Genomic DNA, 12,559 nt, shown 5'->3' on the forward strand with positions numbered 1-12,559 from the left:
ATTGATCAAGGCCCAAGCCGGTTCGACCACTTGGGTTCTTTTTTCTTTTTATTTATTCCTCCCTCCACCCATCATCATACAAAACGAAATCAGCCTTATGGCTCTCCTTCTCATCTAATTTCTTTTTTGAAAGCCTAGCAAACGGAGTAACATTAGTATAAGACGTCGTATATTCCACCACTGCCTTTTTATCACCGTCTAGCATCTGAATACCCGTAACCTCTTCAATAGCCTCATCAGCTATTTTAACCCTTTGTATATTATATTTTTTATCCTCCTCTGTTTGCGGAACCAAATAGGTCTTTCCTTTTTCCGTAAAGGTAATCAGCGGTTTTCCGGCATCGCTTAAATTTTGCGTTCGCTGCACAGTTAAAAGACCATCGCTTTCCAATCCGGCATCCAGCATTCTTTTAGCGTAGGTAGGATCTGAAACAAATATATTGTAGGTAGCGGGTTGGGACTGGTGGTTTTCTTTCAGAAGTTTCAATGCTTTCTCCCGATCTAACTTTTCCGAAGAACAGGATACGATTAAAAAGATTGGCAATAAGCAGGTTAGTATCTTTTTCATATAAGTAGGTTATGGAATAACTAAGATATAGAATTGTGCTTTTATTAAAAAATTCGTGAAAACTAAAGAAGCCCTCTCGGGCTCCTGGATTACGACAAAGACAGTTTTCGCTTACGTGACTGCTTTTGCTTCGGCTGCTCCGGGTCGGCATCTTTCTTCTGCGCTTGCTTTTGAGAAGCTTTTTCTCCGGTTGATTCTGACTTTCCGAAAATCTGAACGTTCTGCCTTCTTACAGCATGCATCTTCTGATCGTAAACGTTTATGTTCTTGAATTGCGGAACAGCTTCGATGAAGAACTTCAAATCTTTTTCACCCTGCTTCATTGTCACCTGCTGCACATTGCCTTTTTCGAGAGACTGCAGGAGCTGTTTCTTTTGTTCGGGATCCGAAAGTTCCTTAATAGGAAAATTGCGTAAGGTCTTTTCCAGATCATAACCATAGTGCTCATTGAACTGCCTTAACTTGTGATTGCCTTTATCATCAGCATTCTCAAAATCCAGTTTAAGCCATGCACTGTATTTTTGCCCCTCTTTGTTCACAAGGTCTTTGAATACCGAGCGGCCTTCCAGGAGGTTGAACGCCTCCTTTGCTGTAATGCCGTTCCCTTTATTCACATAAAAGGATTGACTTTTTTCTTCCTCCGGCTTTCCGTTCTGCAGTTTAGCATCCATTCGGTTGAAGAAATACATCTCTGTCGAATCTGATTTTTTGAAATGGAGAGTGTAGTCCATCTTATTATTGAAATGAGGAATTTGCATGTTGAGCTGAAATTCTCCTTTTTGTTGCTCAATATTTTTCTTCAGTTCCTCGTTTAGTTTGTCTCCAAATCCAAAATACTTTAAGCTGGATTGAAGGAATTCTAAATTTTGCGTATTCATAGATGTTATTGATTTTATGTGTTCAATGTCCTTACCCTCATTCTTCGCCGGTTTGACATCTAAAATGTTTTTCAAGTGATAGATAGCGTCCGTTACATAACCGGTTTCTATAATCTCCCAGGCAGAGGTATTATCATGGGCATACTGCAGGGCATCCAGATGGCTGGAAAAACAGTTTACATCCCACTTTCCTTTGATGACTGAATCGGGAGCGTATGCAAACCACTTTTTCCCCTGCGAGTATTCACTTTCAAAATAGTCGCGCAGATCAGCAGCGTTTTCATGATCGAATTCCATCTTTTATTCCTTTATTAATTGCGCACTTACATTTTCTCTTGCTGTCACTTTTAAGTACAAGTTCCGGGCTCCGTTCTTTTCGTAAATCTCCGTGAATAGCGCCTGGCCTTTTGCAAGTGGAAACTTATCGAAGCCGAATACATATAGGCCCGATCCTCCGGCTGTGATGGTATTTTGGGATACTCCAATGGCTTGTGTCGGATGGATTTCCCGCTCTTGCGTTACTGTTCTTTTTGCTGTTTTGAGATCCCGGACGTAGAACCGGACGAAATCAAGATCATAGTTAATACTAGAGTGGTTCTCAATTTTAAGCTTATAAAAGAGCGTGTTTCCCAACACTGATATCTGTCCGAGTTCGGCTTTTACGCGGCTCTTTCTGTCGCTGCTCACTACATTTCGGACTCTTCCTGCCGCAAGTTTTGAGCTGATTTCTTCTTCTGGTGCTTTCGAGCTTGCATCTGGGGTTTCGGTTTCCTGGTTGCTAGCCAAGCGATAAAAACGGCCAGCCCTACCATACGAGAAGTCCACTGGGAAATGGTAATTTTTTCCGTCTTCCATTGTTATACTAATCTGGGAGGGTAAAAAGCCTTTTGCTGCTTTAACTGTAAGCACATTATCTCCTTTTATAGCAGCAATGAGATGATGACCAGCGTTTATTGGATTGGCAATCCTAGCCGGAAATTCGATTGCAGTCGTTTTATTGTGGCTTACATAAATAGTATCCTGACCGCTGACTAGATTCGTTATGCAGATCAATGCCAGCATTATTATTGATTTGAATGTTTTCATGGCTGATGATTTAGTTTCGTTGACTATTATCTCTGAGAAGCAGTTGGTATCCCGCTTTCAATTTCACTCGTATCTGCTTTACTTTGCGACTGAACAACCCTTTTGCAGCCTGAACTCCTGCGCCAGCTACCTGTGCAGATACAGAAGGATCCATAGTCATTATTTGCAGACTTTGTACAGCATCCTCGACTCCTTTTTTTGAGGCATCGCGGGTTATTGCTCCCGGAATGTATAAACCTTCCAGACCGTCAAGGTCAAAGGCAGAAAGAGAGACCGGAAGAATGGAATTTCTATACCGGAGAGTGGGGATATCAATCTTTAAACGCTCATCATCTATAGAAGCAATTCCGTAAACAAATTCATTTCTTGGAATTAGCGTGCCTCTAACGTAAATGCTGTCCAATAAGCGCAGTTTTATTACGGAACCGGCTACGATTTCCTGATCCTGGTGAATGGTTGCTTCAATTGCATTTCCGGTGTTTTCTGCATATCGTGCATCAATATTTCGGGTCAGAGCATACAGACTTTGTTTTTCATCCTGGCCGTTTGCTACATGAACAGAAAAAATCCCGGTTGATCTCTCTATTGATTTTTCTTTCTGTTTTTCTCTTGCCCTTGATGGATTTTGAATTTCAAGTACCTTTTCCAGTATCGAGTTTAGTTGAGCCATTTCCTTATCATCCTCATTCCCGCCCTTTAAGCTGTGCATTAAGTCTTCAAGTCGGTTTACGTCTGCACCCATGTTATAAGATTGTTGATAGGCAGCGACTCGAGCGGTTGAGTATGAATCTCCCGATGACTGTGTTGTTCGGTTTAACTCTGTCGTTATTTGAGCCAGCTTTTCGTTGATCTTCTGTTCGTTCGGATCCACCGCATCTACATTCTGAGGAAATGCAAGCCCTTTAAAACCTGATTCTTCATCAGAGTTCGCTGACTCTCTCGCAGAAATCTGGTAGATGCTGAATTTATCATTCTTCTCGTCTTGGTTGAACTTTGCATCTGGCAGATCCGTATTAAATCCTTCTTTTGAATGCTTAGCCAGGTCTTTCTCAGGCATTCCTTTTCCACCACCTAATGCCCAGAAGGCCATCGTCATAAAGGGGAATATCAGTAGTGGTAGCACCATTAAAAATTTCCGTTTCCTTAGCGTTTCCGCCGATTGTTGCTTTTTCATAGCTATTGATTTAAATGATTAATTATTGGATTGAATGGAAGATGAGATACAAGCTTATGGCGCCAAAAAAGGCGCTGATAACAAGTAGGAATATTTCTTTCTGAACTTTAGAGAAATGTGCTGTCTTGACGTTCAGCCATCGGGCTATTGAAAGTTGAAGTTTAAAAATCTTTGCAGCGATTCTTTGAGCCAGGTCTTCCGTACCCGCCCGACGAACCCATCTTGACCTTCAATTCTTAATGGCCTTACTTTGCCTGCACGATAAAGATAAAGTAATGGATCAAAGAGAAAGAATGAAGGCAGAAGTGGCCCGCTGGCGCGAGAGCGGGCTTACCCAAAAAGAGTTTAGCCGGCAATTAGGAATGAAAGTGGCCACCTTTGCCTATTGGGTATCCCGTAGCAAAGAGTCAGAAAAGAAGAAAGGATTTCTACCCTTAGTCCCCGTAGCCGGATCCGTAGAGGCCGTAGAGGTTAGCTACCCTAACGGCGTGCGCATCAAAGTACCTGCTTCAGATCTGAAGACCATCTCTCAGCTCATTCATCTGTATTAATGTTCAGCCTGAACTCCTCGCATCGATATTTCCTCTATCAGGGCCATTGTGATATGCGTAAAAGTTTTGATGGCCTTTGCGGGCTGGTCACCTCCGAGCTAAACAGAGAAGTATCTTCAGGAGAAGTCTTCGTCTTTCTCAACCGCCAGCGCACCCATATAAAGCTTCTACACTGGGAACACGGCGGCTTCGTTCTTTACTATAAGCGGCTTGAGCAGGGCACTTTCCCCACTCCTAAAAAGGAGCATCTGAGCTGGGCCGAGCTGGTGCTGATGATCGAAGGGATACAGGTTCAGAAGAGCCGCCAGTTACGCCGCTACCAGGCATAAAAAGTGGCTTTTTTCTTGCAATGACAGCCTTTTTTGTGTAATTTCATGCCATGGATACGGCACTGGAATACCTCTCAAAAGAGGAGTTGATTGCTCTTTTGAGACGAGAACAAAAGGCCGTAGAAACCCATCAAAAAGCAGCTTCTTCCCTGGAAGCAAAAACTATTAAACAGGAAGAAGAAATCACCTACCTCAAAGCCCGTGTCGATCTTTTAGAGCGCCTGCAGTTCGGCCAGAAGCGAGAACGCTTTGAAGGTGACCCTGCACAAGGGGTATTGCCATTTGAAGCTCCCCCAGAAGAAGAAGCCTTTCAAGAGGAAGAAATCAAAGAACAGATCACCTATACCCGCAAAAAGCAGTCTTTGCATAAAGGCCGTGCTGCCTTGCCTGCACACTTGCCGGTAGAAGAAATTGAGATCCACCCTGAGGGTGATCTAACGGATATGGTCTGCATTGGAAAGGATATAACCGAAGAACTGGAATGTGAGCCTGCCCGCTTCTTTATCCGCCGCTACATTCGCTATAAATATGTCGCTAAAAATACAGAAGGAGTAAAAACCGGAGAACTTCCCGAACGAGTCATTGATAAAGGGATTCCGGGAGCAGGGCTGCTGGCCATGATCCTTACTGATAAGTATGTTGACCATCTCCCTTTGTACCGACAGAAGCAACGCTTCGCCCGGGAAAACATCCCCATAGCCTCCTCTACCATTGAAGGCTGGGTCAAACAGGCGCTGGAAAGACTGGAACCACTCTACCAGCAACTCAGGTTTGATATCAAAGCCAAAGGGTATTTACAGGTCGATGAGACCTCGATCAAAGTATTGGAAAGCGAAAAGAAAGGTGCTGCCCATATGGGCTGGTATTGGGTCTACCATAGTCCTTTGGATGGATTGGTGCTGATGGACTATCAGCCTACCCGGGGTGCGGCAGCCACTACGGAGATGCTGAAACACTTTAGAGGATACCTCCAGAGTGACGGGTACGCCGTCTACCAAAAGATAGGACAGCGGACAGAAGTAACACCGGTAGCCTGCTGGGCTCATGCCAGAAGAGAGTTTGAACGGGCACTGGATAATGATAAAACCAGGGCAACCAAAGCCTTGTCGCTTATCCAGGCTTTATATGCAGTAGAGCGAAAGGCAAAAGAGGAAGGACTGAGTGCCCAGCAAATCAAAGCGCTTCGCCTGGAAGAATCTCTTCCGGTGATCAATGAACTGGGAAAATGGATCTTTCATGAGGTAAAGAATACCTTACCCAAAAGCCAGATCGGGAAGGCTATGCGCTATGCCATGGAGCGTTGGGATAAGCTAAGCGCCTATCTGCAGGACGGAAGCTTGTTGATTGACAATAACCAAATCGAGAATGCACTGAGGCCCATCTCTCTGGGTCGCAAGAACTACCTCTTTGCAGGAAGCCATGATGCAGCTGCCAGAGCAGGGATGATCTATTCCTTTTTCGCCATCTGCAAAAAGCATGAGGTGAATCCGCTGCAGTGGTTGAAACACGCCCTGCAAAACGTCATGACCATTAACCATAAGAACATTCGTGACCTCTATCCGCAGAATTATAAGAAACTAATCGAGTCCCAAAAGATGGGTTCGTCGGGCGGATACGGTCTTCCTGCTTGCGGCTTAGCTTTTTGTCATTGAGATTTTTCATAAATAGCATGACTACTGGTTTTGAGCGGTAGTATCCCTGTTACTTATTGTCTTCCAGCGCTCGATGAGAAATCCATGCGGATTATTATCGGATCTGCTGACGTTTCTAAGAAATCCTTCCGTGATCAGAATTCTTGTAGCGGTAGATGTGGCTCTGATCAGTTTTTGAGTAGCGAAGCACCGGAAGAAATAAGGATACTGATTGACATCCAACTGGACACTGTCGACCTGAATCTCCTGGCTGATATTGGCGGAAATTAAGTTGGAATAGTAACCGTTCTCCTTCAGATTATCGTATTGTGACTTGGCAGAGCCATCGGCAAGGTATATCGCCTTACTTATGTTTCCTTCTATCACTTTATCGTCCGGGTCAAGTGAAAAGAAATACTCATGGAAAGTTTTCACATGATCTTTCGCTTCTACCTGGATGTTATCCTTTCTTTCCGCTGCAATCGCTTCCAGGATTTTTCCGTTGGCCAGAATGTAGATCCGGCTGTGAGCAGTCGTAATTGCCTGATAGCTTTTCACAAGGGAGAAGCCTGAAATAAGCATGCAGACTAAAACCATTATGATACTGAAGGTCCTGACGTGCCGGAACGCTGTATCGATATTTTTAAGTTGTTGAAACATGACATTTGCTGTTTTAGTGGTTAATTTCCTGAAAGCTTATCGTGCTGGAATTTTGAGGAGTTGTCTTTTCCGCTCTGGAAATACCCGGATGAATTCGAAAAAGCTGCCATTCCCTGTGTCACTCTTCCCCTTTGATCTCCAAGCGTATCCGATATCATACCAGAGCCGGAGCTTGCGGTCGATAGCACACTGTTAGAGGTATTGCTCACCAGGCTGTTTACTTTTTGGAGAAGTGCATTTCCTCCGCCTGCATGCACAATGTAGTTGGCTATACTGGGGACAGTGAAATAGCCTATGATTCCAATGACCATAAAAATTAGGTATGCTGTATCTGTCGAGCTGAAGAATGTATCGCCAGAGCCTTCGACCTGTGAAATATCGAGCTTCAGCATGTTTTCCTGAATTTTCCCAAGTATGGAACCGAAGATGTTGGATACCGGTAGCCAAAGGAATACATTCACATAGCGAGCGATCCAGACTGTCAGTGTATGCTGGAATCCGTCGAAGACTGCGAACCCAAATACCAGAGGCCCCAGGATTGCCAGTACAATGAGATAAAAAGTTCTTATTGTATTTATGCATAAAGCAGACGCCTCGTAGAGAACTTGGAGGACTTCGCTCATCCACTGCTTGATAGAGTTTCTGAAATTGTAGGACTGCTTATCCATCCAGAACCTGATGTCATTGCCTATGCTTTCGAAGACTCCTTCCGCTTCACTCGAGTTATCAGGATGTGTGTATTTATACCACTCATCACGGTCACCGGAGCCATCTTCACCCACATACATTTTCCAGGTGTCGCTATTTTTTATCGCCTCGGCTTTTTTCTTTAGCAAAGCGGCAATAGCTTTATTTGAATCTTTAACCATTCCGCCGGTAGCAGATACAATAGGTTGGAGAACCCCGTTCATCATTGACAATACCGCGGGAAAAAGTATTACTGCCATGCCCAGAGCAAATGGTCGGAGCAGCGGGTAGAAGTCGATTGGTTCTGCGGCTGCGATTTGCCTCCATACTCTCGCTGCGATGTACCATAGTGCCGCAAATCCGGCTATTCCACGAGCAACACCAATGAGTTTACTGCAAAGGGGAATCATATCGTCGTACACCTGATCCAGCACAGATTGCAGGCCCTGGATATCAGTCGCTGTACCTTGACCAAAGGACTTTTGAGGCAAAGCCGTCCCTGCAATCATCAAAATGATGATTAAAATTTTCAACGTTTTCATAATGTCTGTTTATTGATTTACCTGATAAAGGCTATTACGGATCTCGATATCCTTCTTTTCCCTGGTTCTTTGAAGCACCAGAATATTCGTCTTCCTATTAAAGTCTCGCAGGAACTGGAGCTTATTTTCTGTATCAGCAAAAATTCGGTCGATTGCCTCTAATCGTTCATCATCGCTCATGCTAAGTTTCGAGGTGGTAATAACTGTAGCAAGCTCATCCAGATTCTGCAGACTTTGATTAAACAGGTTGGCATACACGGCTCCGAGGTAGTCAATCTCGGACGAACTAAATATTCCGCTATTCTTAAACCGGTTGAAGGCCTGACGGTATTCCTTTACAATATTCTTTTGGTGAGTGATGATATCCGGCACACGCTTATAATTCTTGATAGCAGGGTTAACAGCTAGCAGGCCACTTATAAAAGCATCGTGCAGATGGAAATTCCCCTCAGAGATATTCTTAATTGTAGTGTAGCCTTTGCTGACGATTTCATATCCTTTTTTCATGTCAGTCAGGATATTCTTAAGCTGGGTCAGCTTTTCGTAGTTGAGTAATAATTGCTGTACTTCAACTGACTGTGCCTTTGTAGTAGAACTTGCTGCTATAGCAATGACTATCAATATCGTTTTCATGGTAAGTTTAATTTGTTATTCCGTAGAGCTTCTTCGAAACCGCACTATTTTGTTTTTCCTGCTCCCTCTGCAGGTTCATCACTTTTATCTGCCTTATGAAAGATTCCGTGAACTGGTATTTGTCACGCATGTCTGAATGAAGCTTATCAATACGTTTCAATCGTTCATCGTCTTTCATTTCCAGTTCTCCTGAGCTTATCACTGCAAATAAGTCCTCTACATCTCTCACGCAGTCAGAAAGGACTTTGGACCGTACGCTTTCGATGTAACTTTTGTCACTGGCCGATTTTATAGCTTCCCGATTAAGGGAATTATATCTCTTGATAATCGCCGCCTGCCAGCTAAGAATTTCCGCGATGTTTTTATTGCTGGCTATTGTAGGGTTAACGTTTTTCAAGGACTCAAAAAATGCCGAGTGCAGATCGAATTCTCCTTTGGTGAATCTCTTAATTGTTTTTAATCCTTTATCGGCGATCTCGTAGCCCTTGCTTAAATAATCTGTATAAAGCTTTAAGGCCGCTAGTTGCTGCAAAAGGTATTTCTTTTGTGTCGCTTTCTGTCTGAAGAACTCATCCCAGGTCTGAGCTTTAGCGATCGAGGACAGAAGTACTAGAAGGAGAATTATTGAGGCTTTCATATCAGTTAGAAATTTGCAGTCCATACAATCTTTGAACTTCCTGGATTTGCTTTTGACCTTTCGCCCGCTGGAGGCTCATCAGGATATTGTTGGTATTAAATTGCTTCAGGTCTGTATAATTCTCGTCAATCCGGTCAGCAGCCTCATTTATCAGCTCCAGTCTTTTGGCGTCGGTCATCTGAGTCTTGAAAGAGTTTATAATCAAAAGGATCTGGTCAAGGTTTTTAGCACTTTCATTAAGAATCCCGGTGTAAACATCATACATGTACTCCAATTCCTCTGGTTGAAAATTTTTATCCTGTCGGGCCAGATACCAGGCTTTTTTATACTCCTCGACGAGAAAGAGCTGCTTCGTGGTGATTTCTTTTATTCGTTGATAGTAAGAAATTGCAGATTTCACCTTCCATAGGTCTGTATAGTACTTGGCGTAAAGCTCTCTTTGTCGCTCCGTCCATTGTGAGATTTCGGTGAGCTTCAATTTAGAAAGCTGATTTTCCATAACCTTCTGCGCATTTTGCAGCCAGATGGTCTCGTTCTGCATTCGTTGAATCTTCAGATCTACAGCTCTGATAACCTTTTTTACCCCAGCCTTTATGACTTCTAAAATTGCTACCTGTGCATTTGCATGTCCTACAGGCATAGATACCATCAGCACAATCATGCTGGCTGGCATCAGAATCATTAATTTCTTCATGGTTACTTATTTAGTTTGTAAATCCCTTGCCAGTGCAGCTATTCCTTTTTGAATGCTACCATACTTTTGGGTGTATTGCTGGACTTTGAGTTTTTCACTCTCCTCGGTAGTGTATGCGAGATATTCCTCAGGGCTTACCTCCGTTCGATAGACTTTGCTCAGCTGTCCTCCAAGACTGATAAAAATCTCCTTGTACTTTCTCGCTGGGTCATTTGCCTTGTTGACTGAAAGAATCTGGACTTTCTCCTTCTCCGTCAGTCCGAGTAAATCCTGTATAAGGTCAAACTTGTTCTGGTATTTCGATTGGTCCAGGAGAATTTTGCAGTCTGAGTTATTAATGATGGTTTCTTTCACAACCGGTGAGCTGATGATGTCTTCTACCTCCTGTGTAACCACCACTGCTTCGCCAAAGAACTTCCTGACCGTTTTGAAGAGGTACTTGATGTATTCGGCCATGCCTTCCTTTGCAATGGCTTTCCATGCTTCCTCTATCAGTATCATCTTCCGAATTCCCTTCAGTTTTCTCATCTTACTGATGAAGGTTTCCATGATAATGAGGGTGACAACAGGAAAGAGGATTGGGTGGTCTTTGATGTTATCCAGTTCAAAGACGATGAACCGCTCACTTAGTAGTTCTAGATTTTCAGCCGCATTCAAAAGGTATCCGAACTCTCCATCCTTGTAGAAAGGCTTCAAAACATACAGCAGATTATCCAGGTCGAAATGCTTTTCCTTTACGTTGTCTGCCTTAAGCTGAGCTGAAAACTCAGTCCTGAGATAATCATAGAAGGTATTGAAGCAAGGGAAAATCTTGTTGTCGGATCTTAGCTTTTCATAGTATCCCTGAATAGCATTCGATAAGGCGACGTACTCCGGCCTTTCCAGTACTTCATCTTCTTTCTTCCACAGGGCGAGTATTAAGCTTTTTAAACTTTCCTTTTTCTCGGTATCGAGCGTGTCTCCTTTACTGATGTAGAACGGATTGAACTTGATCGGATTTGCTTCGTCGTAGGTGAAGTAGTATCCTCCAACCATTTCACACAAGCCTTTATAACTGTGGCCGACGTCAACCAAAACGATATGGGTTCCCTGCTCATAATAGCTTCGCACCATATGATTGGTAAAAAAAGACTTACCGGAGCCAGAAGGACCAAGAATGAACTTATTACGATTTGTGCAGATTCCGAGCCTCATAGGTTCATCGGAAATGTCTACGTGGATAGGCCTTCCTGTTAACCGATCTCCCAGTCGAATTCCAAAGGGACTAATAGAAGTCTTATAATTGGTTTCCAGATTAAGGAAGCAGCAGGCCTGTTCCGCGAATGTGTCAAACGTATCATTCATCGGAAAGTCTGCTTCATTTCCTGGCAGGCCTGCCCACCATATCTGTGGTGCTCCATCGGTTTCCCGTTTTGCTGTAGCATCAAGTTGAGCCATCGCTGAAGAGACGAGCGTGGTCAACTCTTTCTTTTCATCGGGAATATCCGTCCAGGCGAGAATATTAAAATGAGCTTTGACAGGAAGCCGCTGCTGACTGATTGCTTCGTTCAGAAAGTCTTGCGTTGCATCTCTGCTGATTGCATTCTCACGTGAATAAGCGGACAATGATTGCAGACGAAGCCTTTTGGCTTCCAGCTGCTTCATTGTTTTTGCAGCATCATCGATGAAAATGTATTGATTAAAGATGTGGTTGCAGTTAAGCAGCTGGCCTAAAGGAGAAGAAAATCCGATACTGCATTTAGTTCTGTCAGTACTATATTTATCATAGTTAATTCTGGAACCGCAAAGAGAGGGCATTGCTTCGGTATCCGACAAGGTAAATAGCTGACAAAAGTTGTCACCTATCCGTATTTCATCTTTAAGATGAATGTCGCTGATACCGGGAAGTGATTCCGCCTGGAGGAGAAAACAATAACGTTCCAAAATTCCCGTCTTCTCTTTTGTGCCCACCAAATCATCCGCATTCAAACGCTTAAGCTGAACGAATCCACTATCAGTAAGTATCCGCTCAAACTGGCCGGCTTTATCTGAAAATTCGTCTACAAAATGTTGATTCAAAGACTGAGACGGAACCACAGAACGTCTAAACAGATTGGAGAAAGCAGAGCTGGCCAGCCGCCTTCCTTCTGGTTTCTTTGATAAAAAGACGTAACATTGGTGGTCCAAATATGGCCTCTCATTAAAAAAGCGTTCACTTGCTCCGGATAAAAAGCTGGAAGTACCGGATCTGTCGATGAAATTTGCTTGGTAATTGTCCGCTATAAACCAGTCTTGCTTATGGAAACAACTGTGTTTTGGCAGTACTTTAATAGCTTTTACCCAAGCCTGGTGAAATGCTTCATACTCACTAACGGAGAGAGTGAAAATTTCGGGTAAGGTTATCTTGTAAGCAATAGTTATATCGCCGAACATAGATAGGATAGAATTATTCTCTACCTTATAAATCGGCAGCATTTTCTCTATTTCAATTGCATTTGCCATAATTCCTC

General features: G+C 43.4%; 13 protein-coding genes. 3 read left to right on the forward strand and 10 right to left on the reverse strand.

Features of this window, described 5'->3' with window-relative positions; all coding sequences use genetic code 11:
• Window positions 1-52: 52 nt before the first annotated feature.
• From ACES2C_RS14580 to traM, 4 genes are all read right to left on the reverse strand, one after another.
• The gene (locus ACES2C_RS14580) at window positions 53-568 is read right to left on the reverse strand and encodes a hypothetical protein (RefSeq protein WP_374163817.1); all 516 of its coding nucleotides are present in this window, start codon (window positions 566-568) and stop codon (window positions 53-55) included.
• Between the two features lie 89 nt (window positions 569-657).
• Window positions 658-1,743: a hypothetical protein gene (locus tag ACES2C_RS14585; RefSeq protein WP_374163818.1), complete on the reverse strand. Its 1,086-nt coding sequence runs from the start codon at window positions 1,741-1,743 to the stop codon at window positions 658-660.
• A gap of 3 nt (window positions 1,744-1,746) precedes the next feature.
• Window positions 1,747-2,532 carry a DUF4138 domain-containing protein gene (locus tag ACES2C_RS14590; RefSeq protein ID WP_374163819.1) on the reverse strand — a complete coding sequence of 262 codons (786 nt, stop codon included), beginning with the start codon at window positions 2,530-2,532 and terminating at the stop codon, window positions 1,747-1,749.
• Between the two features lie 10 nt (window positions 2,533-2,542).
• The gene (traM, locus tag ACES2C_RS14595) at window positions 2,543-3,706 is read right to left on the reverse strand and encodes a conjugative transposon protein TraM (protein ID WP_374163820.1); all 1,164 of its coding nucleotides are present in this window, start codon (window positions 3,704-3,706) and stop codon (window positions 2,543-2,545) included.
• Between the two features lie 275 nt (window positions 3,707-3,981).
• On the opposite strand from traM, the gene ACES2C_RS14600 reads away from it, so the two are divergent.
• The 3 genes from ACES2C_RS14600 to ACES2C_RS14610 are packed head-to-tail and all read left to right on the forward strand — an operon-like array spanning window position 3,982 to window position 6,238.
• Window positions 3,982-4,257, forward strand: coding sequence for a helix-turn-helix domain-containing protein (locus tag ACES2C_RS14600; RefSeq protein ID WP_374163617.1), 276 nt, complete (start codon window positions 3,982-3,984; stop codon window positions 4,255-4,257).
• Window positions 4,257-4,586 (forward strand): IS66 family insertion sequence element accessory protein TnpB, encoded by a 330-nt coding sequence (gene tnpB, locus ACES2C_RS14605; protein ID WP_374163616.1) that lies wholly within the window; start codon window positions 4,257-4,259, stop codon window positions 4,584-4,586. The genes ACES2C_RS14600 and tnpB overlap by 1 nt, the downstream gene beginning before the upstream one ends.
• 50 nt (window positions 4,587-4,636) lie before the next feature.
• The gene (locus ACES2C_RS14610) at window positions 4,637-6,238 is read left to right on the forward strand and encodes an IS66 family transposase (protein WP_374163821.1); all 1,602 of its coding nucleotides are present in this window, start codon (window positions 4,637-4,639) and stop codon (window positions 6,236-6,238) included.
• A gap of 21 nt (window positions 6,239-6,259) precedes the next feature.
• Here the strand turns inward: ACES2C_RS14610 and traK are convergent, their stop codons facing one another.
• From traK to ACES2C_RS14640, 6 genes are read right to left on the reverse strand one after another with little or no spacing between them, the layout of a single operon-like run.
• On the reverse strand, window positions 6,260-6,877 hold the full coding sequence (gene traK, locus ACES2C_RS14615; protein ID WP_374163822.1) for a conjugative transposon protein TraK: 618 nt from the start codon (window positions 6,875-6,877) through the stop codon (window positions 6,260-6,262).
• A 20-nt stretch (window positions 6,878-6,897) separates the two neighbouring features.
• Window positions 6,898-8,106 carry a conjugative transposon protein TraJ gene (gene traJ / locus ACES2C_RS14620; RefSeq protein ID WP_374163823.1) on the reverse strand — a complete coding sequence of 403 codons (1,209 nt, stop codon included), beginning with the start codon at window positions 8,104-8,106 and terminating at the stop codon, window positions 6,898-6,900.
• Between the two features lie 9 nt (window positions 8,107-8,115).
• A complete protein-coding gene (locus tag ACES2C_RS14625) occupies window positions 8,116-8,739 on the reverse strand; it encodes a TerB family tellurite resistance protein (RefSeq protein WP_374163824.1) in 624 nt (207 codons plus the stop codon).
• A gap of 7 nt (window positions 8,740-8,746) precedes the next feature.
• Window positions 8,747-9,376 carry a hypothetical protein gene (locus tag ACES2C_RS14630; RefSeq protein ID WP_374163825.1) on the reverse strand — a complete coding sequence of 210 codons (630 nt, stop codon included), beginning with the start codon at window positions 9,374-9,376 and terminating at the stop codon, window positions 8,747-8,749.
• Between the two features lies 1 nt (window position 9,377).
• The gene (locus ACES2C_RS14635) at window positions 9,378-10,070 is read right to left on the reverse strand and encodes a conjugal transfer protein TraI (protein WP_374163826.1); all 693 of its coding nucleotides are present in this window, start codon (window positions 10,068-10,070) and stop codon (window positions 9,378-9,380) included.
• 6 nt (window positions 10,071-10,076) lie between these two features.
• Window positions 10,077-12,551 carry a TraG family conjugative transposon ATPase gene (locus tag ACES2C_RS14640; protein ID WP_374163827.1) on the reverse strand — a complete coding sequence of 825 codons (2,475 nt, stop codon included), beginning with the start codon at window positions 12,549-12,551 and terminating at the stop codon, window positions 10,077-10,079.
• Window positions 12,552-12,559 lie beyond the last annotated feature (8 nt).

It is taken from the genome of Arcticibacter sp. MXS-1, assembly GCF_041902385.1.
Classification (GTDB): Bacteria; Bacteroidota; Bacteroidia; order Sphingobacteriales; family Sphingobacteriaceae; genus Arcticibacter.